Consider the following 26,394-nt stretch of genomic DNA (forward strand, 5'->3'; position numbering starts at 1 on the left):
TCATCTTTGTATGAACAGCCGTCGTTTGTCAATGACGGCAGCGACCGCGACCATAGGACCCATCGAAGCAATCCGCTTCGACCGGTTCAAACCTCACTTCAAAAAGGAGTCGACCCATGGCAGCAGTGATGGAAACGCGGCCGCAGGCGCTGATCAAGGACGGCAAGGTTTCAATCTATCAGCCGGAGCAGGAAGGGCTCATCTTTCCGGAGCTTCCGTCATTTTCGAATCCCGCCGCGCAGCGGCAGCATGTGAAGGAACGGCTGGTCGGCGCCTGTCGCGCGTTCGCCCAGCAAGGGTTCGACTACGGCTTCGCCGGACATCTGACCGTGCGCGATCCCGAGAATCCCGGCCTTTACTGGACCAATCCGATGGCCATCCACTTCTCGCAAGTGAAGATCTCGAACCTGATCTGCGCGGACCATCAGGGGCACGTCGTCGAGGGGCGCCATGCAATCAACCGCGCGGGCTTCGTGCTGCATGCGGCCGTGCACGAGATGCACCAGGACATCGTCGCGATGTGCCATGCGCATACGGTCTACGGCACCGCGTTCGCGTCGCTCGGCCGGCAACTCGAGCCGATCACGCAGGACGCCGCGGCGTTCTACGAGGATCACGTCGTGATCGGCGACGAAGCAGGACAAGTAGCCGTCGAGGTGAAGGCGGGTCACAAGGTCGCGAACGCGTTCAAGGACGTGAAGGCCGCGATCCACCAGAATCACGGGCTTCTGACGGCAAGCCGGCACAGCATCGAATCGGCGGCGTTCTGGTTCATCGCGCTCGAACGGTGCTGCCAGCAGCAACTGCTGGTCGAGTCGACCGGCATCGCACCCAAGCTCGTCACGCCCGAACGCGCGCGCTACAGCCGCGAGCACGTCGGCAGCGACTACATCGGCTGGCTGCACTTTCAGGCGATCTGGGACGACCTCGTCGCCACGCAGCCGGACATGTTCGACTGATTCCGTAGAAGCAGTCCGAGCACGGCGACAACGCGAGACGAGCGCTAAAAAACGCAGCGTTGCGCCGCAACCTGAACACCAGGAGACACCACAATGAGTTCCCCCAGTCCGGTTGCGTATTACCAGGGCAGCGAGTCGTCCACCTATGCGAAGGTGACATGGCGGCTCTTGCCGTTTCTGTTTCTGTGCTATCTATGCGCGTATCTCGATCGAATCAACGTGAGCTTCGCGAAGCTGCAGATGCTGCAAGCGCTCAAGTTCAGCGACGCGGTCTATGGCGCGGGCGCCGGCGTCTTCTTCGTGGGCTATCTTCTCTTCGAAGTGCCCAGTAACCTGATCCTGCTGCGCGTCGGCGCGCGCCGCTGGATCGCCCGCATCATGATCACCTGGGGCATCGTCTCGGCGGGCATGATGTTCGTCAGAACGCCGATGAGCTTCTACATCATGCGCTTCCTGCTGGGCGTCGCCGAAGCGGGCTTTATCCCCGCGATCCTGCTCTATCTCACGTACTGGTTCCCGGCCTCGCGCCGCAGCAAGGTCACCGCGCTCTTCTTGACGGGCATTCCGATGTCGGGAGTCGTCGGCGGGCCGCTGTCGGGCTGGATCATGAATCATATGAATGCATCGCACGGGCTGGCGGGCTGGCAATGGCTGTTCCTGATAGAAGGCATTCCGACCGCGATCCTCGGGCTGGTCGCGTTCTTCTATCTCGACGACAAGCTTGCCGATGCGAAGTGGCTCACAGACTCGCAGAAAGCCATGCTCGAAGCCGGCCTGAAGGACGAAGAGCCGGCTCACGCGCTGCATTCGGTGAAGGACGGCCTGATGCACCCGAAGGTGCTGCTCCTGAGTGCGATCTACTTCTTTTTCACGATGGGCCTGTACGGCGTGAGCTTCTGGCTGCCCACGCTCGTCAAGGCGAGCGGCGTGGCCGATCCGCTCAATATCGGCCTGCTTTCCGCGATCCCTTACGCGGCGGCGGCCGTCTCCATGCTGCTCGTCGGTCAGAGCTCGGACGCCCGCGGCGAGCGGCGCTGGCATCTCGCGTTGCCCGGGGTGGTCGGAGCGGCCGGACTGTGCACGAGCGTCGCGTTCGCCCATTCGACGCCAATCGCGATGATCGCCCTCACGATCGGCACGATGGGCGTGATGACGACAATTTCGCAGTTCTGGGTGTTGCCGCCCGCTATCCTGGGCGGCGCCGCCGCGGCGGCGGGGCTTGCGCTGGCGAATTCGGTCGGCAGCGTATCGGGTGTCGTGAGCCCTTACGTGATCGGGCTGATCCAGACAGGCACGGGATCGACCGGCAACGGCGTACTGGGGCTGGCGGCGAGCCTGATCATCGGCAGCGCGCTCGTCTTCACCGTGCCGGCCGCACTCGTGAACGGCCGGCGCAAGCGGGCTTGAGCGAAGTCCCGCTCCATGCAAAGACCCCGCGTTCGCGGGATCATCGCATCAGCTCACTTTTTCTTCCTGCCGATTGCTCAGCACCTGCCCGAGCCGCTCGACGAGATTCTGCCGCGCCCGAGTCGTATGAAGATCGGTCAGTTCCGTCGCGCGCTGCGGGTCGCCATCGGCGATGGCCGCAGCGATGGCTGCGTGCTCGTCCCAGATCGCCTGGCGCTGCCCCGACGACTGCAGCACCGCGCCCATCACCCGTCGCAGATGGACCCAGTGCATCTGCGCGGTCTCCACGATTAGCGGATTGCCCGACGCGGCATAGATCGCGGTGTGGAACGCCATGTCGGCATCGATCATCGCCTTCACGTCGTCGCCCTTCGATGCGCGGCGGCCGTTCGTGATCAATGCCTTGTCCAGCTTCGCGCCGCGACCGGCGGCAAGACGCGCGGCGAGCGAGTCGAGCGCGCCGCGGATTTCATAGAGATGGCTGATCCAGGCCGCGTCGAGCGGAGTCACGAGCAAACCCCGACCGGGCGCGTCCTGCACCAGTCCGTCCTTCTTGAGCAAGCGCAGCGCCTGCAACACCGGCGAGCGCGACACCGCAAGTTGCTCGGCGATTTCTTCCTGCGTGATGCGCGTCCCGGGCGCGAGCGTCCCAGAGCTAATGGCATCGAGCAGCACCTTGTAGACCTCGTCCACGTAGTCGGTGCGCGCCTGAAGCTTGAGCAGTTTCGTCGCCATGATCAAAGCTCGTTTTTGGATACAGAATACGGCAAGGGTATAACCGCACCGCGGGACGCGTCAATCTCCGGCGCTAAAGCGAAAAGGTGAATCTCCGCGTTTACCCATAGAGACATCGCCGTAGCGCGCGACTAATCTTTGGATACAGAGTACGGTGTTCTGAATATCGAGTTCGGCGTTCAAAGTGCCGGCGACTGACCACTCCACCACCTCAAATAGGATTTGCGATGACGATCAAGGAAGACAAGCTGGAAGGACAGAAGACGAGCGGCGGCAATGTCGTGTCGAAGAAGCTGATTCCGTACGGCGGTTACTACACAAGCAAGGTGCCGGGCCACGATCCCGAGCTCACCGAGGCCGGCCCCGGTACACCGATGGGCGAGTTCATGCGCGCGTTCTGGCATCCCGTGTGCATGTCGATCGAACTGACGGACACACCGCGTTATCTCAAGATCCTCGGCGAGGAACTGGTGGCGTTTCGCGATGGCAGCGGGCGCGTGGGCGTGCTGCATGCGCATTGCGTGCACCGCGGCGCGTCGCTCGAATACGGCGCGATCCAGGAGCGCGGCATCCGGTGCTGCTATCACGGCATGGTGTTCGACGTGGACGGCACATGCCTGCATGTGCCGTTTCCGAAGGGCGAAGAGAAGGAAGCCGAGAAATACGCGTGCTCGATCCAGCAGGGTGCGTACAAGGCGGTCGAGCGCAACGGCCTCGTGTTCGCGTACATGGGACCGCCCGATGCCGAGCCGCCCTTTCCCGAATGGGAAGGCGACTTCACGGTGTTGCCGGGCGACGAGCTTGTGCCGTACAGCAACTTCCAGCATTGCAATTGGCTGCAGGTGCAGGACAACGCCGCCGACAACTATCACCCCACCGCGCTGCATGCCGGCAAGAATGTCGTGAATGGGCAGTACCAGGGCACGACATTCGACGAGGTCGGCGCGGCATCGATGGAAGTCGCGCCCGACATGCACTTCGTGCCGGTGCAGCAGGGCCGCAGCCTCGCCTGCGCGGGCGCGCGTCGAGTCGATAAGGACCGGCTCTTCGTGCGCGTGCAACATCAGGTGCTGCCGAATCTGAGCCTGCATGCGTACACGTCGGAAGACGGATCGAAGAAGAAGCTGTTCAGCCGCTTTCACATCATCCGCTGGACCGTTCCCGTCGACGACGAGAACAGCAAGATGATCGGCTGGCGCGTGATGGGCCCGGGCATCGATACGCGCGGCGTCGGCAAGAAGGAACTCGTCGGCTATGAGTCGATCGACTTTCTCGAAGGACAGGTCGCGATGCGGCGCGCCGAGCGCTTCGGCGAATACAAGCTCGAAGATCTGCCGCCCATTCCGCCGAATCATCGCGAGCGCGAGAACTACAAGGCCGCGCAATACGCGCCCGGCGACTACGAAGCGATCATCAGCCAGCGACCGATCGCCGTGCACGCGCTCGAGAACCCGACGAAGTTCGACGCCGGCCTCTTCCTCTTTCGCAAGTTGCTACGCGATGCGTTGCGCGGCACGAATCCGGCGGCATCGGCGCAGAGCTTCGCCGAGTGGTTCCGTGCGAACGCGGGCGCACCCAACAGCTATTGCTCGGGCAACGTGTTCGAGATTCCCGAAGGCGAGACGGTCGAAGAAGAAGTCGCGCGGCGCCGCAAGGTCACGAAGACGATCGTCTCGATCCTCACCGAGAGCGAGCGGCTAAAGGCGCATGAACGCGCAGTGTTCGTGCGCGAGAAGTTCGAGCAACTCGAACAATCGATGAAGAACTGAGGCGCCACGACAAGCAAGGGGCGCGTTGCGCGCCTCGTGCGGCGAATCGGGATTCGGCAGCACATATGAGGGATCAGGAAAATGGCAAGCGAACAGACATCGAACTCCGGCGGCAGCACGCTCCAGTTGCTCGTGCGGCAGGTTCGTTTCGAAGGCATAGGCATCAACTCTTACGAACTGGTCGATCCGTCCGGCGCCGAGTTGCCGGCCTTCACTGCCGGCGCTCATATCGACATCCATCTCGGCGACGGCCTCGTGCGCCAGTATTCGCTGTGCAACGCACCCAACGAACGCCATCGCTATGTGATCGCCGTGCTGCGCGACGAGCGCGGCCGTGGCGGATCGAGAGCGCTGCACGAGCGCGTGCATGTGCAGGACATCGTGCGCGTGAGCCGTCCGCGCAACCAATTTCAGCTCGTCGACGATGCGCGCAGGGTGATCCTCATCGCGGGCGGCATCGGTGTGACGCCGCTCACGTCGATGGCGCATTGGCTGGAAGACGCCGGCATCGAATACGAAATGCACTACTGCGCGAAAGATGCGGACTGTGCCGCGCTTTCCGGGGAACTCGAGCCGATGCGCGTGAACGGCCGCGTGCACTTTCACTTCGACGGCGGTGATCCGAAGGTGGGGCTCGACATCCGCCGCCTGCTGAGCGAGCCGTCGCACGGCGTGCACGTGTATTACTGCGGTCCAGCTGGTTTCATGCAGGCATGCGCGGATGCGAGCGCGCACTGGCCCGCCGGCACCGTCCACTTCGAGCACTTCAAGGCGCCGGAACGAAGCGAACCCGCGAGCGCGGCGAACGATGTGGCGGACACGTTCAGCGTGAAGATCGCGAGCACGGGACAGATGATCGAAGTCGCGAACGATCAGAGCATCGCGGACGCACTCGAACAAGCGGGCGTCGCAATCGAAACATCGTGTCATGCGGGGCTGTGCGGGACATGCAAGGTGCGGTATCTGTCCGGGGAAGTTGAGCACAACGACTGCATTCTCAACGACGACGAGAAGGCCGAATTCCTGACGGCCTGCGTATCGCGCGCGAGAAGCAAGGTACTGGTGCTCGATCTTTAGCCGAGATGTTCGATTAGACTCGCGATGGAGCTGTAGCCTCTCGTGCGCAAGGGGCCGTTGTCGGATATGAGGCCGACCTCCGTATGTCTCTTCTCACGCACGGACGAAAGGCTGATGATGGCCGGACACCGCCGACGGAAGGGATCGAAGCTAATCTCGCCCACCAGCTTTGACAAAGGCGAGCCAGTTCCAGGTCACACCCATCCGCTGATTTCCTCGTTGGGTGGATTCGGTCCGGACATTTAGCACAGTCCTCAAGCTATGGGCACTTGCTAACCGAATGGTCTCTGCTGCCGAAACATCAAACATTCTGCGTGGCTGAATGCAAGCACAGTTGCAGTTAATCCGAGCACGCGCGTCGCGTCAGTTGCAGTCATTTCGAGCAGGAAGCGGCGTCAATTGCAAGCACGGTCGTTTTCAAATGCAAGTCGCTACAATTAATGGTCGGTCCAGCGCCTGGCCGAGCCCGTCTTTATGACTGGCGCGTAGCGCGTGGGGGCCGGCTCCGCCTCTTGATTGCCTTATCAGAAGCCGTCCGTCAGCGGCTCACAGCGTATGCGAAGGTGCTGGCAAGTGAAGGTTTACTTATGCGTAGCTCCGAAATTCTCTTCGATCAGGGCGAGGCGCTGCGCCCGCGTCGCCTGACGCCGCGCGAATGCGCGCGACTGATGGGCTTTCCCGACGCCTTCAGGATTCCGGTCAGCGATACGCAGGCCTACCGGCAGTTCGGCAATAGCGTCGTGATGCCGGTGATGCGCGAAGTGGCGCGTATCATGCTGCCGCATGTGCAAACCCTGCTTGCCCACCCCACCCGCGATGCGTCAAAACACTCCCCGCCGCTCTACGCGTGAGCGGCCGCGCGACCCGACGGCCCGCTGACGATGGTCGATATCGTCGATAGCGCGACGCGCAGCCGGATGATGTCCGGCATTCGCGGCCGCAATACCAAGCCGGAGATCCTGATCCGCAGCCTGCTGCATCGGCGGGGCCTGCGCTTTCGGCTCGACGCGCGCGATCTGCCCGGCCGCCCCGACATCGTGCTGCCGCGCTATCGCGCGGTGGTGCTCGTGCATGGCTGCTTCTGGCATGGCCACGACTGTCATCTGTTCAAATGGCCGCAGACGCGGCCCGACTTCTGGCGCGACAAGATCGGCCGCAATCGCAGCAACGACGACAAGGTGCGCGCCGCGCTGCTCGCGAGCGGCTGGCGCGTCGCGGTGGTGTGGGAATGCGCTTTGCGGGGCGCGAATTGCGATATCGCGGGCGTGATCGAGCGGCTCGTAGCGTGGATCGGAAGCGACGCGCCGGAGTTGGAGGAACGCGGCTGAAAACCGCGCGCGACCTGCCCTGCTCGCGCGAGTCTCGCGGCCGCTGGTGCTACACTCGAAAGGCTCACCCGGCGCGCTTTCGAGATGCCTTCGAGGCACGCTTCGGCAGCGTTTTCCGGGTGCTTCCCGGCGATTTCGCGGCACGTCCTCACGCGCTTCGGCATGCCACGAGTTGCGCCTCGCCCGCCGCGACATCGCGCACTCTGACGATCCCAGAACCAATCAACAAGGGAGGCACATCATGGCTGACTTCCGTCTCTGGTCCGACGATTTTCCCACCAACGGGTTCATGCCGAGAGCCCACGAGTACAACGACAAGGCGTTTGGCGGCGACGGCGAAAACATCTCGCCGTCGCTGCAATGGGAAGCGCCGCCCGCGGACACGCAAAGCTTCGCGCTCACCGTTCACGATCCCGACGCGCCGACCGGCAGCGGCTTCTGGCATTGGGTCGTCGTGAACATTCCGGCCGACGCGCGCTCGCTGCCGCGCAACGCCGGCAAGGCCGACGGCTCGCTGCTGCCGCAGGGCGCGATGCAGGTGCGCAACGACTATGGGACCGTCGGCTTCGGCGGCGCCGCGCCGCCGCGCGGCGATCGCACGCATCGCTATATCTTCCGGCTGCATGCGCTGAAAGTGCCGCATCTGCCGGTCAGCGCGGAAACCACCAACGCGGTCGCGCGCTTCATGACGCACCTGAACGAAATCGATTCGACGACCCACACGGGCCTTTACGAACTCAAATAACGCACGCGCGGCGCCGGCGCCCGGTAACGCCGGCGGCGCGCCGACCGATACGCCTGCAGCGGCCAGCGCGTGAGCCGCGCACAGGCGCGCCAACATCTCCGACAAATCAAACAATCGATGCACGCACCCTCCCCGCGCACGGACGGCTCGACGCCGTCCACTTCCCGCTTCGAAGGCAAGGAACTGGGCCTACCGGTTCCACAACGCTACTGGGCGATGCTCGTCATCGCGCTCTCGCTGACGCTCGCGGTGCTCGACAGCGCGATCGCCAACGTCGCGCTGCCGACGATCGCGCGCAACCTCAATGCGAGCGCCGCCGCGTCGATCTGGGTCGTCAACGCGTATCAGCTCGCGATCACGATCTCCCTGCTGCCGCTGGCGTCGCTCGGCGACCGCATCGGCTACCGGCGCATTTATCTGTCGGGCCTGATCCTGTTCACGGTCGCGTCGTTCGGTTGCGCGCTGTCGAACTCGCTGGCGACGCTCGCGCTCGCGCGAGTGATCCAGGGCTTCGGCGCGGCCGGCATCATGAGCGTGAACACCGCGATCGTGCGCATGATCTATCCGCCCACCCAGCTCGGGCGGGGCGTCTCGATCAACGCGATGGTGGTGGCGGTGTCGTCGGCGGTCGGGCCGACGGTCGCCTCGGGCGTGCTCGCGGTCGCGAGCTGGCCGTGGCTGTTCGCGATCAACGTGCCGATCGGGATCGCGGCGATCGTCGGCGGCTTCAAGGCGCTGCCGATGAACCCCGGCCACGAATCCCCGTATGACTATCTGAGCGCGGTGATGAACGCGTTCGTGTTCGGCCTGCTGATTTTCGCGGTCGATGGCCTCGGCCACGGCGAGCATTTCGGCTACGTGACGCTCGAGGCGCTCGGAGCGCTGGTAATCGGCTACTTCTTCGTGCGTCGCCAGCTGACGCGGCCCGCCCCGCTGCTGCCGATCGACCTGCTGCGTATTCCGGTGTTCGCGCTGTCGGTCGGCACGTCGGTCTGCTCGTTCTGCGCGCAGATGCTCGCGTTCGTGTCGCTGCCGTTCCTGCTGCAGGAAACGCTCGGCATGTCGCAGGTCGAAACGGGTCTTTTGATGACGCCGTGGCCCGCGATCATCATCATCGCGGCGCCCATTGCCGGCGTGCTGTCGGACAGGATATCGGCCGGCTGGCTCGGCGGCGTCGGGCTCGCCGCGATGACGGTCGGCCTGCTGCTGCTCGCGACGCTCGGGCCTCACCCGGACGCGCTGCAGATTTCGTGGCGCATGGCGCTGTGCGGCGCGGGCTTCGGCATCTTCCAGTCGCCGAACAATCGCACGATGCTGTCGTCCGCGCCGCGCGAACGCAGCGGCGGCGCGAGCGGCATGCTCGGCACCGCGCGCCTGACCGGGCAAACGCTCGGCGCGGCGCTGGTCGCGCTGATCTTCGGCGTCGCGCCGCAGAGCGGGACGATCATCGCGCTGTATGTGGCCGCGGGGTTCTCGGCGGTCGCGGCGGTCGTCAGCACGATGCGGGTCATGCAGAAGGTGGCGCAGCCGGCCTGAGGGTGTGGCCATTACGCGCAAGACATGCACGATAAAAGGCGCGCATCGCACGAGGCGATGCACGCCTTTTTGCTTTGATCTTCCCTGTCACTCCATGCACGACGTGAGCGGCATACGCGCGGCCCGCGCGGGCCGCGCGTGTCGGCTCAGGGTGATGCCGTCACGTCAGCGAGCTTTACCGCTTTGGCCGTCACCGAAGACGCGGTCGCGACGTGGCGCAGATCATCGAGCAACGTGTCGCGCCACACCGACAGGTTGCTCTCGCGCATCGGCTCCATCATGTCCGCATGACGCGCCTGACGTTCGGCGAGCGGCATCGCTAATGCGCGCTCGAGCGCTTCGGCCATCTGCGACAGATCGAACGGATTGACGACGAGCGCGCCCGGCAGCTGCTCGGCCGCGCCCGCGAATTGCGACAGCACGAGCACGCCCGGATCGGCCGGATCCTGCGACGCGACGTACTCCTTGGCCACCAGATTCATGCCGTCGCGCAGCGGCGTCACATAGCCGACCTGCGACTGGCGAAAGAGCGCCATCAGCAGATTGCGCTCGTACTTGCGGTTCAGATACTGGATCGGCGTCCAGTCGAGCTGCGCAAATCGGCCGTTGATGCGGCCCGCCTCGCCTTCGAGCGTTTGCCGGATGCGCTGATAGGTCTGCACGTCCGCGCGGGTCGGCGGCGCGATCTGCACGAGCGATACGCGGCCGTGCCAGCCGGGCGCGTTCTGCAACAGCCGCTCGAACGCCTGGAAGCGCTCGACCAGCCCCTTCGAATAATCGAGCCGGTCGACGCTCATGATCAGCTTGCGCCCGCGCATGCCGTCGCGCAGGCTGCGCACCGCCTTGCGGTCGGTGAACTGCTCGGCGGCCTTCGCGATCGCATCGGGATAGATGCCGATCGGGTACGCGCCGACCTTCAGGAAGCGGTCGTACGCGTGCACCATGCCGTCTTCGCTCGACGTGCCGTGGTGACCGCGCTCGATATAGTCGACGAACGACTGGCGATCCGCCTCGGTCTGAAAGCCGATCACGTCGTAGCTGCACATCGCCTTGACGATCTCCTCGTGAGGCGGGATCGTGCGCAACACTTCGGGCACCGGAAACGGAATGTGCAGGAAGAAGCCGATCGGGTTCTTCACGCCGAGTTCGCGCAGGCAGCGCGCGAACGGCAGCAGATGGTAGTCGTGCACCCAGATGATGTCGCTGGGCTTGAGCAGTTCCTTGAGCTGCTTCGCGAGCGTCGCGTTGACGCGCTGGTAGCCCGCGTAGTCTTCGCGGTTGTAGCGGGACAGGTCGTTGCGATAGTGGAAGGTCGGCCACAACGTGGTGTTCGAAAAACCGCGGTAGTACTCGTCGTAATCGCGCTTGGTGAGGCCCACGGTCGCGTAGGTGACGTTGCCCTGCTTCTCGATCACGGGCGCGGATGGCTCGCTGACCGTTTCGCCGCTCCAGCCGAACCAGACGCCGCCGGTCTCCTTCAGTGCGTCCAGCACGCCGATCGCGAGCCCGCCCGCTGCCGGACGCGCTTCCTGAATCGGTGCGACACGATTCGATACCACGATCAATCTGCTCATTAGTGCTCCATTGTTTCGTTGTATGCGGAATTGCGCCAAAACGGTGCACGCAAGCACCGTGCCGATATATGGGAGATCGGAAATAAAGTTGTATAAAAATGTGACAAAACGAACGAATCCCCGCAATCATCAAGGATGGCGAAGAAAATTTTTCTGTTAAATCCGACGAATGCGACGGTCTTTCTTACCGGCATTCGGTCGCACAGGCACTCCGCCCGGGTGCTACGCTGCCTCAGGCATCCTGCTCCGACCCCAGATCGCGCTGGTATTCGAGCCCTTCCTGACGCACCCCGCCCTGGTTGTGCTCGCCGTCCGGCGGCGTGTGCGGGGCGATCCGATTCTGCGCGGCCGGGTCCGGCGACACCACCGGCTCAGTCTCGACCTCGGCCGGCCGTGGCCCGCGCTTGGAGTGCCGCGCGGAACGTCGCAATGCGGGGTGTCTCATGATCGTGCCTCCGGGGGAAGCCTGCCGATTGTCGCGGCATCCCTACAGTCTAGGGGGCGAAACCGTAAATTGCCGGTAAAACATGCGCCGGCTTTGTAACAAATACAGCAATGCGCTGCACCGCTCCAGAGCATGGCCCGGTGCATCGAGTGCGCAACAGAGCGCCGACATCGAGGTCGTATCAACATTGCCGTGGTCGCGACAGACGGTCGGCGGCCTGAGGCGTTTGCGTTGGCTGCGGCGGCGGATCGCCGATCGGCGGCGTGACCGGTTCGACGGGTTCGATCGGATCGGGTGTCGGGCCGGGGATCGTGTCGGGCTCGGCCGGGTCCGGCGGCGCGACGGGCGGTGCAGTGGGGGGCTCGACCGGTTCGGGCCGATGAGCGTGCAACGGCCTGGACGGCGCGGAAACGGCAGCGTAATGCGGCAGGTGCAGCATGTCGGTGACCTCGTTTTGCGTTCCACCGGAGCGCAGCAAGGCTTGTGCCGTTCGGGTGTCCGCCCGGAAGCCCGGGCGGGCGGATGCTGGGGACGGGGATGACGTGCGAACGAGCGCGGATCAGGCGTCCGCGCCGCCGAGTGCGCGTGATTCGTCGGTGGGCTCGCCGTCGTCGCGCGCATCGTTGCCGTACTCGACGAGCCGGTTGTACAGGGTCTTCAGGCTGATGCCGAGAATTTCCGCGGCGCGCGTCTTCACGCCGCCGCATTGCTCGAGCGTCGCAAGAATCAGCTGACGGTCGGCTTCCGCGAGCGAGGTGCCGAACGGGATCGTGATCGCGGTGCCGGCCGCGGGCTTCGACAGCGTGATTTGCAACGGCACCGTCGCCGTGCTATCCGAATCCCCGCTCGACATGATGTGCGCGCGCTGCACGTAGTTCTTCAGTTCGCGCACATTGCCCGGCCACGGATACGACAGCAGCATCTCCTTCACCGCGACAGGGAAATGCTTCTTCGTGCCGTGACGCTCGTTGAGCTCATCGAGGAACGATTGCGCGAGCAGCTCGACGTCCTTGCCGCGATCGCGCAGCGGCGGCAGGCTGATTGGAAACACGTTCAGCCGGTGGTACAGATCGAGCCGCAGCTTGCCTTCGAGCACCGCCTGCTCGGGATCGCGATTGGTGGCCGCGATCAGACGCACGTCGGTTTCGATTTCCTTGGTCGTGCCTACGCGCATGAACATGCCGGTCTCGAGCACGCGCAGCAGCTTCACCTGCAGCTCGATCGGCATCTCGGTGATTTCGTCGAGGAACAGCGTGCCGCCGTTCGCGCGCTCGAAATAGCCCTTGTGCTGCCGGTCCGCGCCGGTGAACGAACCGCGCTCGTGGCCGAACATTTCCGATTCGATCAGATTCGGCGAAATCGCGCCGCAGTTGACCGCGAGGAACGCGTGCTTGCGACGCAGGCTCAGCTCGTGCAGCGTCTGCGCGGCAACTTCCTTGCCGGTGCCCGATTCGCCGACGAGCATCACCGAGGCCGCCGTCGGCGCGACGCGGCTGATCTGGTCGTAGACCTCCTGCATAGCCGGCGAATTGCCGAGCATCAGACCGAAGCGGCCCATGCGGCGCAACTCGCCGCGCAGCGTGCCGATTTCGGCCTTCAGGTCGCCGGCGCGCGGCAGGCGCGACAGGATCGACTTCACGCGCTGCATGTTGATCGGCTTCACGAGGTAGTCGGCCGCGCCCATTTTCAGAGCGCTGACCGCCGACTCGACCGTCGCATGGCCGGTGATCACGATCACTTCGACGCCGGAGCGCGGATCGAGATCTTCGAACAGATCGACCCCGCTGCCGTCGGGCAGCTTCAGGTCGGTGAATACGACGTCCGGCATCTGCCGGATCAGTTGAATACGCGCTTCGCGCAGATCGCCCGCGGTGGCGGTGGTCAGCCCGTCTTCCCCGATGACGGCGGAAAGTGCCTCGCGGGTACCTGCGTCGTCATCGACAATGAGTACATGTGGCATCGCGTTTCGAAAGCCTGCAAGCGTGGTTCAGAAAATATGCGGAACATGCCAATGGGCATGCCGCTGGGTCGGGTCGGCTGCATGACGCGGAATCGACTGCGTTCCGTTCAGCCGACCATTCGATGAAAAATGGCAACAATCACGGGCAAGTTCGCCCCGATTTCCGCGTCATTGTTGTCAATTTATCTATTATACGGCTTTATAAGGTTCATTTAACAATCCCGTTCCAGGCGCCGGCCGCAGGCCGCTTGATTCGAGCGAACCGCGTCAGCCGCGCGGAAACGGCCATGCGCGGGGTTCGCCGTTGACCTGCCCCGAGCCGTTGGCGCTGTGCGAGGCGGGCGCCAACTCGGTCGACAAGGTCGCCGGCGCCGCCACCGCGCCGCCCTCGTTTTCCCAGCGGCTCAGCTCGCGCGCCGGTGAGACCTGGCCCGTGCGTTTGTGTTGCACGTAGCGAACCGCCAGGAAGCCGCCGATTGCCATCAATGCGCCAAAAAAACCAATTGTGGGTCGTGTCATCATGAACTCCTTGGATCGTGATGCGGATGAATGCAGCCGTGCCAAGCGTGCGCCGCGTCTAACGCGCGACCAGCACGCCGAGCAGAAAACCGGTGCCCGCCGCGAGCGCGAGCGAGTGCCACGGGTTATGGCGCACATAGTGCTCGGTGCTGACCGCCGCCTCGCGATACCGGCGATGCACGTTGCGTTGTGCATCGCCGAGCGCCGATTGCAGCGTTTCCACGTGCGTGCCGAGCCGGTCGCGCAAGGCATCGACACCTTCGCCCGGCACATTGGCGGCGAGCCGCAGCATTTCCTCGGAGTCCCTCAGCAGCACCCGAAGGTCCTCGACGATCTTCTGTCCGCCGAGTGCAAGTTGTTGCGTGGTGGTGTCAGTCATCGTTCACTCCTCGTCTGATTCGGCGTTCGTGAGTTGCCGCGGAATCGGTGCGTCGACCGGTGCAACAGTTCGGGCTTCGGGCGCACGATGCAGGTTGCCGGTTTGCGCTGGCCGGCGGCGCTGCGACGTAGCCGTCAAAGCTCGCACGACTCGATCAAACGGTCAATGAGGCAATGCATGTGCCCGGTATATTTACCGCTCCAGCGCACTGATAAAGCCAATCTCGCGCACTTTCGACCGATTGCGCCCACGGCTATTTCAGCGGCTGCCAGTTCGATTGCCGGAATCAGTGTCGAAGTGGTTAAATCGTCTTTTATGAGATAGTGGCTGTACGGTCTATCGCATTCAAGGCCTGCGCGCCGCAACACGAACTCCATTTGCACAGGACTTCCCTTTTTATGGCGTCAATCGATCTGGACTCGCCCACCGTGTCCGCCGGCGGCAATGCTTCGCCACAGGCGAAGCAGCGCGTCGCGGACGCCGTCGCGGGACTGAAATCGTACGGGCTGCTGTACGGCTCGTCGCCGGTAATGCTCGATCTGTACGAGCAGATCGAACGCGTCGCCAATACCGACGCGACCGCGCTGATCATCGGCGAATCGGGCACCGGCAAGGAGCTGATCGCCCGCACCATCCACGAGCGCAGTGGCCGCAAGGACGGCGCGTTCGTCGCCGTGAACTGCGGCGCGATTCCCGATGAGCTGATCGAAGCCGAACTGTTTGGCCACGAAAAAGGCAGCTTCACCGGCGCGGTCCAGGGCCGCGTCGGCTACTTCGAACATGCGAACGGCGGCACGCTGTTTCTGGACGAAATCACCGAAATGGCGCCGGTGCGCCAGGTCAAGTTGCTGCGCGCGCTCGAAACCGGCACGTTCTATCGCGTCGGCGGCAACGAGTTGATCAGCGGCAACGTGCGCGTGATCGCCGCGACCAATCGCGACCCCGCGGTGGCCGTCAAGGAAAACGGCTTGCGCGAGGATCTGATGTACCGGCTAGCGGTGTTTCCGCTGCGCGCGCCGCCGCTGCGCGAGCGCGAAAACGATCGCGAACTGCTCGCGCAACACTTCCTCGCGCAATTGAATCAGCAGGAAGGCACCAACAAGAGCTTCAGCAAACGCTCGATCGAAACGCTGCGTTCATGGTCGTGGCCGGGCAACGTGCGCGAGTTGAAGAACGCCGTGTATCGCGCGTTCATTCTCGCGGAAAAAACGGTTGAATTGCCGCATCCGCATCTTGCGTCGCGAGTCAAGAAAGCGGTCACGCAAGGCGACGCGATGAGCGTGTGGATCGGCACGCCGCTCGCCGACGCGCAGAAGCAGATCATTCTCGGCACCCTCAAGTACTGCGGCGGCGACAAGCGGCGCGCTGCCAAAGCGCTCGGCGTGAGCCTCAAAACGCTGTACAACCGGCTGAGCGCATACGGCGACGAAAGCGGGGAAGACGAAGCCGACTCATAGGCACGGTGCAACGCGAGCCGTCCGCCGATGGCGACGGCCAGCTGTTGTGCCGTTCGTCATGAACCCTTCGCCGCGCGTTTCGCGGCGCCGGATTCACCTGCTCAACGTCTCACGCCGACGGCAAATTCACCTGATGTCCGAGATACCTGGCAGAGCCAGGTAAGCCCGCCCATCCATGCAACAGAAAACATCGCAGCGCACGATGTTTTGCAATTTCTTGCATTTTTTCCCTGCCAATTACAAAACGCATCCTGCACAATGCGGCAGCGTAATAAACGACGTGTCCTTCGTTTACACGCGCGAAGCGTGAACGCAGGCACCTGTACGGGCAGGGATGGGAGAAATGCAAAAGAACATGGTGTGGGCTGTCAACGCGAAGTCCCTCGTCGCTGGCAAACGCCCGCACGTAACAGCGCTGATCGCGCTGGCGCTGGCGGTGTCGTCGGCATTGAGCGGCTGTAGTTCGTTGTACACGGAAGGCGCGGTCGCGGGCGCCGGTGTCGCGGGCGCCGCGGTCGCCAACACGGTCACCAGCAATGCGGCGGTCGCGACCGGTATCGGTCTTGGCGCGGTCGCCGCCGCGCGCGCCGGTGTGCAGTACTCGGAGCGCGTGGTCCACACGAATTCGCAGAACAGCATCGCGCAGGCGGCCGGTCCGCTCGAGGTCGGCGCGGTCGCCCCGTGGAGCATCACCCACTCTTTCCCAATCGAAGACGACGAACACGGCCGCGTGACCGTCAGCCGTCTGATCAGCACCGGCCCGCTCGACTGCAAGGAAATCGTCTTTTCCGTCGATCAGAACGCAACGCGCGACAAGCCCGCGAGCAGCGCGTTCTACATCGCATCGGTGTGCCGTGATGGTAAGGACTGGCGTTGGGCATCGGCCGAACCCGCCACCGAGCGCTGGGGTGCGCTGCAATGAAATTTCGTTCGCTTGGCGGTCCGATGGGTGATCGGATGCGGCTCATCGCGGCCGGCGCACTATGCGTCGGCGCGAGCCTGCTGGCGAGCGGCTGCGCGTCGATCGGCGCGGCGAGTGGCGCGGCGGCGGGTATCGCGTCAGGCCTCGTGACCAGCAATCCGGCCGTCGCGCTCGGCGTCGGCGTGGCCGTGCAGGCCGCGACCGACGAAGCGGTCGCGCGCTACATGCGCAGCATGCACAAGGATCAGCAGGATCTGATGGCGGCGCTGGTCGGCACGATGCCGGTCGGCGAAACGAAACCGTGGTCGGTCAAGCACACCTTGCCGATCGAAAACGGCCACGGCGAGGTGCGCGTGACCCGCGCGTTCAGCTCGGCGCTCGCGCTGTGCAAGGATTTCGTGTTCTCGGTGCAGGACGGCGACGGCCCGAATGCGCCCGAGAGGTGGTTCACCGCGAGCGCGTGCCAGCAGGACAAGGGTTGGAAGTGGGCAACGGCCGAGCCGGCGGTTGCACGCTGGGGCAATCTGCAATAAAAAAGCGGCGAGGTTTTCCTCGCCGCTTTTTTGTCTGAACCGCAGTCGTTTCCGCGGCAACTTTGGCTTAAGACTCCACGTCTTCCAGACTGAAGATTTCAGTCTGGTCGTTATACGAAAAGATCTCGCCGTAACGGCCCCAGTTGATGACCGCGTCGAGCGTCTCTTCTGCCGCGCTGTCCGACAGGAAGTCCTCGAGCTCCTGCTCGAAACGCACCCGCGGCGCGCGATGTCCCGGCCGCTCATTCAACACCTTCTTGATCCGCGCCGCGAGCGGCACGTGCCGCAGCAGATGCTCGGCGAACATCATCTTCCGTTCCTGCGTGCCGAACTCGGAGAACACGCGCGCCGGCGGCGTCAGGAAAATGTCGCCCTCGCGCACGTCGGCGAAACCGAGGTGCTGCAGCACTTCGGCGATCGGGAACAGATCGTCGACCTCCAGATGCAGCGAGCGCGCGATTTCCGGCATGTCCGCGCGGCCGTGATACGGCGCGGCGGCGAGCGTTTCGATCAGACCGGCCATCAGGTTGGTCGACACGTGCGGCAGCCAGCTACCGAGCTCCAGCCCCTTCTTGGTCTTTTCGTCGGTCTGACGCGCGGTCATCTTCGCGTAGATCTCGTCGACGAGGCGGCGGAATGCCGGGTCCAGACGGTTGCGCGGATGCTTGAACGGCACCTTGATCTCGGCGATCACGCGGCCCGGGTTCGACGACAGCACCAGAATGCGGTCGCACATGAACACCGCTTCCTCGATGTTGTGCGTCACGATCAGCACCGCCTTGATCGGCATGCGCCCCTGAGTCCAGAGATCGAGCAGGTCGGTACGCAGCGTTTCGGCGGTCAGCACGTCGAGCGCGGAGAACGGCTCGTCCATCAGCAGCAGCGTCGGATCGACGACGAGCGCGCGCGCAAAGCCGACGCGCTGGCGCATGCCGCCCGACAGCTCGCGCGGATACGCGTTTTCGAAACCGTCGAGGCCGATCAGGTCGATCGCGGCGAGCGCGCGCGTGCGCCGCTCCGACGCGCCGACGCCTTGCGCCTCGAGACCCGCTTCCACGTTCTGCAGCACGGTCAGCCACGGAAACAGCGCGAAGGTCTGGAACACCATCGCGACACCCTTCGCCGGGCCTGCGAGCGGCTTGCCCATGTACGTGACTTCGCCGTCGGTCGGCTCGATCAGACCGGCGATGATGCGCAACAGCGTCGACTTGCCCGAGCCCGAACGGCCAAGCAGACCGACTATCTCGCCCTCGCGCAGCGACAGATTCGCGTCGTCGAGGACGAGCAGTTCGCCCTGCGTCTTGTTGAAGCCGCGGCACACGTCCTTCACGCGCAGGATTTCCTCGCCGAGGCGCGGAGGCTTCGGCGGCGTCTGGATCGGCGCGGCGGTCATAGCAGCTTTAGGATTTTGCATCGCGTTAAGCCTTCGTTTCTCAATCTAGACGGAGCTTGCCTTCGGCGTAGGCGTACATCGGACGCCACAGCAGACGGTTGAAGAGGGTCACGAACAGGGACATCACGGCGATGCCCACGATGATCTTCGGATAGTCGCCCGCCGCGGTAGTCTGCGCGATATAGGCGCCGAGGCCATGCGCGGCGACCTTGGTATCGCCCCACTGCACGAACTCGGCAACGATGCTCGCGTTCCACGCGCCGCCCGACGCGGTGATCGCGCCGGTCACGTAGTACGGAAAAATACCCGGCAGCATCGCCTGACGCCACCACTGCCAGCCGCGAATGTGGAAATTCTTGGCCGCCTCGCGGTAGTCGTTCGGATACGAGCTTGCACCGGCAATCACGTTGAACAGGATATACCACTGCGTGCCGAGCACGATCAGCGGCGACAGCCAGATGTCTGGATTCAGGTGAAAGCGCACGATCGCGATCACGAACACCGGGAACAGCAGGTTCGCCGGGAACGCCGCGAGGAACTGCGCGAGTGGCTGCACCTTTTCCGCGAGCGCCGGACGCAGGCCAATCAGCACGCCGACGGGCACCCAGATCACGGAAGCGATCGCGATCAGCACGACCACGCGCAGGAGCGTGATCAGGCCCAGCACGAACACGTGGCCGATCTCGTCGAGCGTCACGCCGGTACGCACATACAGGAACACGCGGTACACCACATACACCGTGGCGAGCAGCACGATCGCCGCCCAGACGATGTCGCCGAGCTTCGAGTTCTTCTCGCGCTGCGGGATGTGAAAGCGCGGCGCGCTGAACGCCGGCAGTTGGAAGCGCACCCGGGCCGCGCGCGCGAACATCCAGCCCAGCGGCACGAGCAACCGGTGAATCAGCCGCGTGCGGCGGATCAGGTCGAGCAGCCACGATTCCGGCGCATCGCCCGAACTCGTGAACTCCATGCGGAACTTGTCCGCCCACGCGACGAGCGGACGGAACAGCAACTGGTCGTAGGCGAGAATCACGACCGTCATCGCGAGGATGACCCAGCCGATCGCGTGCAGGTTCTTGTCGCTGATCGCCTGCGCCAGGTAGGCGCCGATGCCCGGCAGCTTAATCGTGTTATTGCCGACCGTAATCGCCTCGGAAGCCACGACGAAGAACCAGCCGCCCGACATCGACATCATCATGTTCCAGATCAGGCCGGGCATCGAGAATGGCACTTCGAGTTTCCAGAAGCGCTGCCATGAAGTCAGATGAAAGCCGCGCGAGACTTCGTCGAGATCGCGCGGCACCGTGCGCAGCGACTGATAGAAGCTGAACGTCATGTTCCACGCCTGGCTCGTGAAGATCGCGAAGATCGCGGCGAGTTCGGCGCCGAGCACGCGGCCCGGGAACATCGCGAGGAAGAACGTGACCGTGAACGAGATGTAGCCGAGCACCGGCACCGACTGCAGGATGTCGAGAATCGGCACCAGCACGAGACCGGCGCGGCGGCTCTTGGCGGCCAGCGTCCCGTAGACCAGCGTGAAGATCAGCGACGCGACCATTGCCGCGAGCATGCGCAGCGTGGTGCGCATCGCGTACTCGGGCAGGTTGGCCGGATCGAGCGAGATCGCCTGCGTGTTGAGCGTCGACATCGGCGCGAGCGTCTCGTGAAAGCCGATCGACGCCATCGCGATCAGGCAGATGATCAGCGGGAACGCGACGAAGTCCCAGCGGTTGGGCAACACGCGCCATGCCGATGCATTGGCGGTGCGCTTCAGGTCGAAGCTGAAATCCATCAGATGCCCTCCCTCTTCAAACAGGCATTCGAACGCTCGAAGGAGGCCGCGGCTGCTCCGCGGCGGTCTATGGGTCGGTCCGGAAAGCGGAAATCAGGCATGGCAAAACGCGCGTGCGTGGTAAATCGTTAGCGTTGGAGACACATGGGCCGGCAATGGACAGGTTCGTGAACGCGTCGCCCACGACCACAACCATCACGCCGAACTCCTGTCGCCGCAGGCGCCGCCCGAGGGCTGGCGGGCTTTCCTCGTTTTGGACGGCACGACACTACACCATCCTATGTTTCAGGCACAACCTTTTGGCCGCAAATTGCGAGGCGGCGCCGCGAGGCCGTGGCGTAAGGCTTCAGCAAGCCCCGGCACGCGTCGCCGCGCCGCACCGTACCCTGCTGCCGCGTACTTCAGGGTGACAGGTCGCGAGGCCGTCTCGCGGCGTGGCGCACAAGCCACATCGGCGCGTCGCCCCGGCCGTCGTCGCTCGATCGCTCCATTGGCCCGCACAGCTATCAAGAAAGCGGCGCGACTGCCGTTAAGAACCTGATCGGCGCGGCATATGCAGGCGGCATCCCAGCAATAACGGTGGCATCGTGCTCCGCGACGGTTAAAATCGGGAAACGACGTACCTGTTTATCCAGCGGTTCATCCCGGACATGGCGACGGCGCAGCGCGCCTCGCTCGCGACGGGATGAAACCGCAGCTGATGCAGATAACGACACAGCGTTGAGAGCGCGCTGCCCACGAACGAGCAAGTTGCATGTCACAGCCAGACGGATCAGAGGGTCGATGAACAGGACAATCTTGCGCCAGGTAGCCGGGCCGGTCAGCTTCGTGCTGATCGTACTCGTCTGCTGGTTCGTGGCTGGCATGGTCGCGGACCGGATGGTACAGCAAGAGCTGGACGCGGCGTTGCGCACGCAGCGGCAAATGTCCACGTCGATCGTCGACAACATGGCTGAAGTGATTGCCAGCGATCTCGCGATGTCCCGCGCCATCCCCGCAACCATGGCCGAAATGGACGTGGTCCAGCGTGCCCTGGTGCAATCGCAGAATTATGCCGTGAACGGCGAGGCGGCGGAACCCGCCTTGCGGGCCGCCTTGCTCAAGGATCCGAAGATGGCCGCGGTCAGCAGGTTCCTGCACGAAGCGCAGGGCTTCTCCGGGCTCGATCAGGTCTGGATCGTCAACGCGAACGGGATTTGCGTCGCGTCGAGCGGCACGATGTCGAACCCCGAGGGCGCGCAGCAATCGTTCGTCGGCGTGGACATGCGCGCGCGCGGCTATCTGACCAACGCGCTGCTCGGTGCATTCTCCGAAGCCTACGGCGTGGGTCGCGCGAGCGGCGAGCCGGGCATCTTCATCGCCGCGCCGGTGTACGCGGACGGGCTGCTGGTCGGCGCGGTGGTCGCGAAGGTCGGCATCGCGCGGTTGCGCCACTGGGTCGCGCACGCGGGCACCTTCGTGTCCGACGACAACGGCGTCATCATCATGGCGCACAACAGCGCGCTCGAAGGCCACGCGTTGCCGAACTCGCGCGTCACGCTGATGAGCCCCGCCGAGCGGCGCATCGTCTACCGCCGGGAGACGTTCCCCGACATGCTGATCCGCGAAGACACGCAAGTGCGTGAGCAGGCGCCGTGGGTGCCGGCGTCGGTCGCCGCGCAGCTGTTCGGCATGATCGAACGGCCGGCCCCGGCTCTCTATCAGAACCGCGGCGGCCTGAACTCGGGGCTCTCCGCGCACCTGGTCGATCCGCTCGCCGCGTGGCCGGAGCTGCTGCGCAACCACAAGCGCGACCACCTGCTGGTGTTCTTGACGCTGGCCGGCACCGTCGCGCTCGCGTGGGTGATCACCGTGTCCTACGTGCGCGAGCGGCGCCACCATCGCGCGACACGCGATCTCGCCGAGCAGTTGCAGTCGGCCAATACGCTGCTGTCGGCGGAGGCGCGGCACGATGCGTTGACCGGCGCGCTGTCGCGGCGCTATTTCCTCGACCTGCTACGCCACGAGATCGATCGCGCGCACGCGGGGCGCGAGCCGCTGTGCATGGCGATCGCCGATCTCGACCACTTCAAGCAGATCAACGACCGCTTCGGCCACGCCGCCGGCGACCGCGCGCTCGAACATTTCGTCGATACGTGTCGCGCCGAGCTGCGTGGCTCCGACGCGGTCGGCCGGCTCGGCGGCGAAGAGTTCGGCCTGCTGCTGCCGGCCACCGATCTGACGGGCGGGCGCGAGGTCGTCGAGCGTCTGCGGCTGCGGTTGAAAGCGGTGCCCTCGCCGAAGCTGCCAGCCTCGGCGGGGCTGAGCGTGAGCATCGGCATCACCGAACTGTCGCCCGACGATCTGCCCGAGCGCCTCATGAGCCGCGCCGATACCGCGCTGTACGCGGCGAAGACCGGCGGGCGCGACCGCACCGAAGCACTGCGGCCCGACGATACGGCGCCGCCTACGCGCACGGCGGTGAATGCCTGGTGAATGCCTGGCGCTCGCCGAAAGATTCAGCGCGCGACGGTATCGCCCTCTCCGCTCAGCCAACCCACGCCGACACCCTACCTGCGCTGAAGACGACGCCGAGCCTCCCGCAACGAAGCAGGTATCATCAATCCTGATATCGGATTGTCACTACCGCACTAACGGGAGATTCGCATGAAGGGAAATCTGGTGATCGTCTGTCGCGATCACGACGCTGATGCATTCGACCATCTGCTCGCCGAATACGGCGCGTTCCAGACGCGTCTGTCGTCGACCGCGTGGTATCTGAAACTGGAGGTCGCGCCGGAACTGATTCAGGAGGAAATACTCGCGCGCCTCGGCAAATATACGACGCACTATATTTTCGAGGCGGAATCGGTGACGTGGAATACCGTCGATAGCGAAACGGCGAACGCGTTGAATACGCTGTTTTCGGACTGAGCTCTCGCCGCTCGCGATGCCGACGCCCCGTGCGCATCGCGACTCCAACACCCCTGCTTCTACCAGGCGATTTCCGAGGCGGTCGCGACCCGCGGCAACACGTCGAACGGAAAACTCATCAACACCCGCAATCCGCGGCCGCCATGATTGCCGATTTCCCATTCACCGCCCGCGCGCCGCACGAGCCGCTCGACGATCGCAAGGCCCAGGCCGCTATGGCCGTTGCCGCCGCGCGCCGGATCGAGCCGCACGAACGGCCGGCTCGCGCTGATCAGGTCCTGGGCGGCGATGCCCGTGCCGTTGTCGCTAATTGATAGCGTAAAGCCCTGCGGTGTGCGCGCGGTCGCGACGACCACCGGCGGCGCGCCATACGCATGCGCGTTGTCGATCAGATTCGACAGAATCCGGTCGAGCGTGGCCGCCGGCAGCAGAAATGACGGCCCGGCGTTCAGTTCCGTGCGCACGGTCGGCGCACTGGCAGCCACCGCCCGATAGCTGCGCACGACACGCTCGCACTGCGCATCCACTTCCACGGGTTCGCTGCGGTCCGCGCCGTCGTGCGCGAACAGCAGGAACTGCTCGACGATATGCGTCATCGAATCGACGTCGCGCACGACGCCGTCGCGCGTCTTCGCGTCGTCCATCATTTCGGCGCGCAGCCGCAGACGCGCGAGCGGCGTCTTCAGGTCATGCGCGACACCGGCAAGCATCACCGCGCGATCGTTCTCGGTACGCGCGACTTCCTGCACCATTTGATTGAAGCCATGGGTGAGTTGCCGCAACTCGCGCGGCCCGCGCTCGGGCACCGGCGGTACGGGCAGCCCGCGACCGAAGCGCGCCACCGCCTGCGCGAGCAAGCGCAGCGGCCGCTGCAGCGCCCACGCGGCGAACAGCGCCGCCATCACCGCAAACGAGAAAATGATGACGAGCCACAAGACCGTGCGGTCGAGCGAGCGCGGCATGCGCAGCGGCTGCACCGGCACGACGATCCAGTTCTGATCGGTCGCGGCGCGCACCCATAGCGTGGGCGGAGCGCCGGGCGGACCGACGCGCACCTGGGTGTCGGCCGGCATGCGGTCGCGCACGTCCTCGACGAAACGCACGAGCGGCGGCGGCATGTTAGCGCTGGCCGCCGGCACGTCCGGGCTCGCCGGATCGACCAGCTTCACACGCGACGGCAGCGGTTGATCCGGTGTGCGGGCGACGTGCTGACGCACCGCGTCGACGAGGAAGGTCGCTTCCTCGACCGCGTAGCGCGTTTGCAGTTGCGAACGTTCGAGTCGCATCAGCGCATACCACGCGAAATGCGACAGCAACAGCACCGCGACGACGAGCAGCGCAAGCCGCCCGAACAGCGAATCAATGGGCCGACGCATGCTGCTCGCCGTCCGGCACGAACACGTAACCACGGCCGCGCACGGTCTGGATGAAGCGCGGCGTGGATGGATCGGTTTCGAGAATGCGACGCAGGCGCCACACCTGCACGTCGATGCCGCGGTCGGTGCCGTCGTACTCGGGACCGTGCAGCAGTTCCAGCAGGCGCTCGCGCGTGAGCGTGCGCATGGGGTGATTGACGAAAATCTTCAGCAGCGCGAACTCGCTGCCCGACAGCGTGAGCGGCTTGTCTTCGAGATGCAGCGTACGCGACTGGAAATCCAGCGTGAAGCGGCCGAAGCTGAACGGCTCGCGCTGCTCGGGCGCGGCCGCCGACGGCAGCGTGCGGCGCCGCCGCAGCACCGCCTGCACGCGCGCGAGCAGTTCGCGCGGATTGAACGGTTTGCCGAGGTAATCGTCCGCGCCGAGTTCGAGCCCGACGATACGATCGACGTCGTCCGCACGCGCGGTCAGCATGATGACGGGGATATCGTCGCCCGACGCGCGCAGCTTGCGCAGCGCGGTGAGGCCGTCCACGCCTGGCATCATCAGGTCCAGCACGATGAGGTCGGGGCGCTCGCGCTCGAGGCGCCGTTCGAGCGAGCCCGCGTCGTGCAGCACTGAAACTTCGATGCCCTGACGGGCGAGATAGTCGCGCAACAGATCGCGCAGTTCGACGTCGTCGTCGACGACCAGAATTTGAGTAGCCATGGAATGAAGTTTAACGCGCAGCCAAAAGGGATTTCGTTTTCCAAACGGTCTGAAGGGTTACCGGGTGTTACGGTGAAAGCCACACGTAATTGCTGGTAATAGCGGCGTCCGGGCGCGTAACACGGCGGCGCACGCGGTTCTCTACGCTGTGCCTTACCGAGTGCAGGCAGTCCAAAGACCGGTTGCTTCGTCGGCTATTCCATTACAAGGAGCCTCATATGTCCACCAAAAAGATGTCGCGCGTTCTCGCCGTTGCTGCCACCGCTCTCGCCATCGGCGCGGGCGCCGCTTACGCCGCCCAACCCGCCGAGCAGGCGCACGGCGGGCCCGGCGGCTGGCATGGCCATTTCATGAAGGAACTGACCCAACTCCACGACCAGCTGAAGCTGAACGCGGATCAGGAAAAGCTGTGGCAAAACGCGCTCGATACGATGAAGCAGAACCACGAAGCGATGCGCGCCAACCACAAGCAGGTTCAAGATCAGTTCAAGGCCGCACAGCAACAGCCGATCCTGGACCTGAACGCGATGGCCGCGACGCATCAGCAGATCGAGCAGAAGGACGCGCAACTGCGTCAGCAAACCACCGACGCGTGGCTGAAGTTCTATAACGGCCTGAACGACCAGCAGAAGACCACCGTCAGCACGGCGCTGAAGCAGCGCTTCGCGCGGATGGAGCAGCGTCACGAGAAGATGCGCGAGCGCTGGGAGCATCACAAGGGCGCGGCGTCGGCGCCGGCCGCCAATCAATAAGCGGCGCGTTGCATCCGGGAGGCGGGCCAGGGAGGGCGCCTCGCTAATAGAAAAACGCCACGGAAGATGTTTTCCGTGGCGTTGCTGTTTGGCGCTGCTCGCTGCCCGATCGGC

General features: G+C 64.5%; 25 protein-coding genes and 1 pseudogene. 15 read left to right on the forward strand and 11 right to left on the reverse strand.

Annotated features, from left to right (window positions below; translation table 11 throughout):
- Window positions 1-116: 116 nt before the first annotated feature.
- Together OKW44_RS22965 and OKW44_RS22970 are read left to right on the forward strand one after the other, a co-directional pair.
- Complete coding sequence (locus tag OKW44_RS22965; RefSeq protein ID WP_018419804.1) at window positions 117-959, forward strand: class II aldolase/adducin family protein; 843 nt, start codon at window positions 117-119, stop codon at window positions 957-959.
- Between the two features lie 93 nt (window positions 960-1,052).
- Complete coding sequence (locus OKW44_RS22970) at window positions 1,053-2,366, forward strand: MFS transporter (RefSeq protein WP_018419803.1); 1,314 nt, start codon at window positions 1,053-1,055, stop codon at window positions 2,364-2,366.
- A gap of 48 nt (window positions 2,367-2,414) precedes the next feature.
- Here OKW44_RS22970 and OKW44_RS22975 read toward each other — a convergent pair whose 3' ends face one another.
- A complete protein-coding gene (locus tag OKW44_RS22975; protein WP_018419802.1) occupies window positions 2,415-3,101 on the reverse strand; it encodes a GntR family transcriptional regulator in 687 nt (228 codons plus the stop codon).
- A gap of 227 nt (window positions 3,102-3,328) precedes the next feature.
- Between OKW44_RS22975 and OKW44_RS22980 the strand changes: the two genes are divergently transcribed.
- From OKW44_RS22980 to OKW44_RS23005, 6 genes and pseudogenes are all read left to right on the forward strand, one after another.
- A complete protein-coding gene (locus OKW44_RS22980) occupies window positions 3,329-4,870 on the forward strand; it encodes a Rieske 2Fe-2S domain-containing protein (protein ID WP_018419801.1) in 1,542 nt (513 codons plus the stop codon).
- An 81-nt stretch (window positions 4,871-4,951) separates the two neighbouring features.
- A complete protein-coding gene (locus tag OKW44_RS22985; RefSeq protein WP_018419800.1) occupies window positions 4,952-5,947 on the forward strand; it encodes a PDR/VanB family oxidoreductase in 996 nt (331 codons plus the stop codon).
- A gap of 596 nt (window positions 5,948-6,543) precedes the next feature.
- Window positions 6,544-6,798: pseudogene (locus tag OKW44_RS22990) on the forward strand (DNA cytosine methyltransferase); the annotation flags it as partial.
- Between the two features lie 30 nt (window positions 6,799-6,828).
- Window positions 6,829-7,275: a very short patch repair endonuclease gene (locus tag OKW44_RS22995; RefSeq protein WP_018419797.1), complete on the forward strand. Its 447-nt coding sequence runs from the start codon at window positions 6,829-6,831 to the stop codon at window positions 7,273-7,275.
- Window positions 7,276-7,516: 241 nt separating this feature from the next.
- Complete coding sequence (locus OKW44_RS23000; protein WP_018419796.1) at window positions 7,517-8,020, forward strand: YbhB/YbcL family Raf kinase inhibitor-like protein; 504 nt, start codon at window positions 7,517-7,519, stop codon at window positions 8,018-8,020.
- A 117-nt stretch (window positions 8,021-8,137) separates the two neighbouring features.
- Window positions 8,138-9,556, forward strand: a complete 1,419-nt coding sequence (locus OKW44_RS23005) for an MFS transporter (RefSeq protein WP_084754024.1) — start codon at window positions 8,138-8,140, stop codon at window positions 9,554-9,556.
- Between the two features lie 146 nt (window positions 9,557-9,702).
- Here the strand turns inward: OKW44_RS23005 and otsA are convergent, their stop codons facing one another.
- From otsA to OKW44_RS23025, 4 genes are all read right to left on the reverse strand, one after another.
- A complete protein-coding gene (gene otsA, locus OKW44_RS23010; RefSeq protein ID WP_018419794.1) occupies window positions 9,703-11,130 on the reverse strand; it encodes an alpha,alpha-trehalose-phosphate synthase (UDP-forming) in 1,428 nt (475 codons plus the stop codon).
- 232 nt (window positions 11,131-11,362) lie between these two features.
- The gene (locus OKW44_RS23015) at window positions 11,363-11,575 is read right to left on the reverse strand and encodes a hypothetical protein (RefSeq protein WP_026225665.1); all 213 of its coding nucleotides are present in this window, start codon (window positions 11,573-11,575) and stop codon (window positions 11,363-11,365) included.
- 181 nt (window positions 11,576-11,756) lie between these two features.
- A complete protein-coding gene (locus OKW44_RS23020) occupies window positions 11,757-12,005 on the reverse strand; it encodes a hypothetical protein (protein WP_026225664.1) in 249 nt (82 codons plus the stop codon).
- A 129-nt stretch (window positions 12,006-12,134) separates the two neighbouring features.
- Window positions 12,135-13,535, reverse strand: coding sequence for a sigma-54-dependent transcriptional regulator (locus OKW44_RS23025; RefSeq protein WP_018419791.1), 1,401 nt, complete (start codon window positions 13,533-13,535; stop codon window positions 12,135-12,137).
- On the opposite strand from OKW44_RS23025, the gene OKW44_RS23030 reads away from it, so the two are divergent.
- Window positions 13,529-13,843 (forward strand): hypothetical protein, encoded by a 315-nt coding sequence (locus tag OKW44_RS23030; RefSeq protein WP_162633930.1) that lies wholly within the window; start codon window positions 13,529-13,531, stop codon window positions 13,841-13,843. The two genes, OKW44_RS23025 and OKW44_RS23030, sit on opposite strands and share 7 nt — an antisense overlap.
- Here OKW44_RS23030 and OKW44_RS23035 read toward each other — a convergent pair.
- On the reverse strand, window positions 13,803-14,054 hold the full coding sequence (locus OKW44_RS23035; RefSeq protein WP_018419790.1) for a hypothetical protein: 252 nt from the start codon (window positions 14,052-14,054) through the stop codon (window positions 13,803-13,805). The two genes, OKW44_RS23030 and OKW44_RS23035, sit on opposite strands and share 41 nt — an antisense overlap.
- A 58-nt stretch (window positions 14,055-14,112) precedes the next feature.
- Entirely contained in the window at window positions 14,113-14,433 is a 321-nt protein-coding gene (locus tag OKW44_RS23040) for an ElaB/YgaM/YqjD family protein (protein ID WP_018419789.1), read from the reverse strand.
- A gap of 398 nt (window positions 14,434-14,831) precedes the next feature.
- Between OKW44_RS23040 and OKW44_RS23045 the strand changes: the two genes are divergently transcribed.
- The 3 genes from OKW44_RS23045 (at window position 14,832) to OKW44_RS23055 (ending at window position 17,345) form a co-directional block, all read left to right on the forward strand.
- Window positions 14,832-15,890: a sigma-54 interaction domain-containing protein gene (locus tag OKW44_RS23045; RefSeq protein WP_018419788.1), complete on the forward strand. Its 1,059-nt coding sequence runs from the start codon at window positions 14,832-14,834 to the stop codon at window positions 15,888-15,890.
- Window positions 15,891-16,233: 343 nt separating this feature from the next.
- On the forward strand, window positions 16,234-16,812 hold the full coding sequence (locus OKW44_RS23050) for a hypothetical protein (protein ID WP_018419787.1): 579 nt from the start codon (window positions 16,234-16,236) through the stop codon (window positions 16,810-16,812).
- Window positions 16,809-17,345, forward strand: a complete 537-nt coding sequence (locus OKW44_RS23055) for a hypothetical protein (RefSeq protein WP_018419786.1) — start codon at window positions 16,809-16,811, stop codon at window positions 17,343-17,345. The genes OKW44_RS23050 and OKW44_RS23055 overlap by 4 nt, the downstream gene beginning before the upstream one ends.
- A gap of 67 nt (window positions 17,346-17,412) precedes the next feature.
- On the opposite strand, the gene OKW44_RS23060 is transcribed toward OKW44_RS23055, so the two are convergent.
- Both OKW44_RS23060 and OKW44_RS23065 read right to left on the reverse strand, forming a co-directional pair.
- Window positions 17,413-18,759 (reverse strand): ABC transporter ATP-binding protein, encoded by a 1,347-nt coding sequence (locus tag OKW44_RS23060; protein ID WP_026225663.1) that lies wholly within the window; start codon window positions 18,757-18,759, stop codon window positions 17,413-17,415.
- A gap of 19 nt (window positions 18,760-18,778) precedes the next feature.
- Complete coding sequence (locus OKW44_RS23065) at window positions 18,779-20,530, reverse strand: ABC transporter permease (protein ID WP_018419784.1); 1,752 nt, start codon at window positions 20,528-20,530, stop codon at window positions 18,779-18,781.
- A gap of 783 nt (window positions 20,531-21,313) precedes the next feature.
- Here OKW44_RS23065 and OKW44_RS23070 point away from each other — a divergent pair.
- Both OKW44_RS23070 and OKW44_RS23075 read left to right on the forward strand, forming a co-directional pair.
- Window positions 21,314-23,005 (forward strand): sensor domain-containing diguanylate cyclase, encoded by a 1,692-nt coding sequence (locus tag OKW44_RS23070; RefSeq protein WP_018419783.1) that lies wholly within the window; start codon window positions 21,314-21,316, stop codon window positions 23,003-23,005.
- Window positions 23,006-23,176: 171 nt separating this feature from the next.
- Window positions 23,177-23,443, forward strand: a complete 267-nt coding sequence (locus tag OKW44_RS23075) for a hypothetical protein (RefSeq protein ID WP_018419782.1) — start codon at window positions 23,177-23,179, stop codon at window positions 23,441-23,443.
- 59 nt (window positions 23,444-23,502) lie between these two features.
- Here the strand turns inward: OKW44_RS23075 and OKW44_RS23080 are convergent, their stop codons facing one another.
- Window positions 23,503-24,819, reverse strand: a complete 1,317-nt coding sequence (locus OKW44_RS23080; RefSeq protein ID WP_018419781.1) for an ATP-binding protein — start codon at window positions 24,817-24,819, stop codon at window positions 23,503-23,505.
- On the reverse strand, window positions 24,803-25,528 hold the full coding sequence (locus tag OKW44_RS23085; RefSeq protein ID WP_018419780.1) for a response regulator: 726 nt from the start codon (window positions 25,526-25,528) through the stop codon (window positions 24,803-24,805). Before OKW44_RS23085 ends, OKW44_RS23080 begins: the two co-directional genes overlap by 17 nt.
- 218 nt (window positions 25,529-25,746) lie before the next feature.
- On the opposite strand from OKW44_RS23085, the gene OKW44_RS23090 reads away from it, so the two are divergent.
- The gene (locus OKW44_RS23090) at window positions 25,747-26,280 is read left to right on the forward strand and encodes a periplasmic heavy metal sensor (protein WP_018419779.1); all 534 of its coding nucleotides are present in this window, start codon (window positions 25,747-25,749) and stop codon (window positions 26,278-26,280) included.
- Window positions 26,281-26,394: the final 114 nt, after the last annotated feature.

It is taken from the genome of Paraburkholderia lebeckiae (genome assembly GCF_050436325.1).
In the GTDB taxonomy this organism is placed as follows: Bacteria; Pseudomonadota; Gammaproteobacteria; order Burkholderiales; family Burkholderiaceae; genus Paraburkholderia; species Paraburkholderia tuberum.

Bases quoted from the DNA above. Each gene is read 5' to 3' on its own strand.
- OKW44_RS22965 (WP_018419804.1), top strand. From the start codon at position 117: ATGGCAGCAGTGATGGAAACGCGGCCGCAGGCGCTGATCAAGGACGGC.
- OKW44_RS22970 (WP_018419803.1), top strand. From the start codon at position 1,053: ATGAGTTCCCCCAGTCCGGTTGCGTATTACCAGGGCAGCGAGTCGTCC.
- OKW44_RS22975 (WP_018419802.1), bottom strand. From the start codon at position 3,101: ATGGCGACGAAACTGCTCAAGCTTCAGGCGCGCACCGACTACGTGGAC.
- OKW44_RS22980 (WP_018419801.1), top strand. From the start codon at position 3,329: ATGACGATCAAGGAAGACAAGCTGGAAGGACAGAAGACGAGCGGCGGC.
- OKW44_RS22985 (WP_018419800.1), top strand. From the start codon at position 4,952: ATGGCAAGCGAACAGACATCGAACTCCGGCGGCAGCACGCTCCAGTTG.
- OKW44_RS22995 (WP_018419797.1), top strand. From the start codon at position 6,829: ATGGTCGATATCGTCGATAGCGCGACGCGCAGCCGGATGATGTCCGGC.
- OKW44_RS23000 (WP_018419796.1), top strand. From the start codon at position 7,517: ATGGCTGACTTCCGTCTCTGGTCCGACGATTTTCCCACCAACGGGTTC.
- OKW44_RS23005 (WP_084754024.1), top strand. From the start codon at position 8,138: ATGCACGCACCCTCCCCGCGCACGGACGGCTCGACGCCGTCCACTTCC.
- otsA (WP_018419794.1), bottom strand. From the start codon at position 11,130: ATGAGCAGATTGATCGTGGTATCGAATCGTGTCGCACCGATTCAGGAA.
- OKW44_RS23015 (WP_026225665.1), bottom strand. From the start codon at position 11,575: ATGAGACACCCCGCATTGCGACGTTCCGCGCGGCACTCCAAGCGCGGG.
- OKW44_RS23025 (WP_018419791.1), bottom strand. From the start codon at position 13,535: ATGCCACATGTACTCATTGTCGATGACGACGCAGGTACCCGCGAGGCA.
- OKW44_RS23035 (WP_018419790.1), bottom strand. From the start codon at position 14,054: ATGACACGACCCACAATTGGTTTTTTTGGCGCATTGATGGCAATCGGC.
- OKW44_RS23040 (WP_018419789.1), bottom strand. From the start codon at position 14,433: ATGACTGACACCACCACGCAACAACTTGCACTCGGCGGACAGAAGATC.
- OKW44_RS23045 (WP_018419788.1), top strand. From the start codon at position 14,832: ATGGCGTCAATCGATCTGGACTCGCCCACCGTGTCCGCCGGCGGCAAT.
- OKW44_RS23050 (WP_018419787.1), top strand. From the start codon at position 16,234: ATGCAAAAGAACATGGTGTGGGCTGTCAACGCGAAGTCCCTCGTCGCT.
- OKW44_RS23055 (WP_018419786.1), top strand. From the start codon at position 16,809: ATGAAATTTCGTTCGCTTGGCGGTCCGATGGGTGATCGGATGCGGCTC.
- OKW44_RS23060 (WP_026225663.1), bottom strand. From the start codon at position 18,759: ATGCAAAATCCTAAAGCTGCTATGACCGCCGCGCCGATCCAGACGCCG.
- OKW44_RS23065 (WP_018419784.1), bottom strand. From the start codon at position 20,530: ATGGATTTCAGCTTCGACCTGAAGCGCACCGCCAATGCATCGGCATGG.
- OKW44_RS23070 (WP_018419783.1), top strand. From the start codon at position 21,314: ATGAACAGGACAATCTTGCGCCAGGTAGCCGGGCCGGTCAGCTTCGTG.
- OKW44_RS23075 (WP_018419782.1), top strand. From the start codon at position 23,177: ATGAAGGGAAATCTGGTGATCGTCTGTCGCGATCACGACGCTGATGCA.
- OKW44_RS23080 (WP_018419781.1), bottom strand. From the start codon at position 24,819: ATGCGTCGGCCCATTGATTCGCTGTTCGGGCGGCTTGCGCTGCTCGTC.
- OKW44_RS23085 (WP_018419780.1), bottom strand. From the start codon at position 25,528: ATGGCTACTCAAATTCTGGTCGTCGACGACGACGTCGAACTGCGCGAT.
- OKW44_RS23090 (WP_018419779.1), top strand. From the start codon at position 25,747: ATGTCCACCAAAAAGATGTCGCGCGTTCTCGCCGTTGCTGCCACCGCT.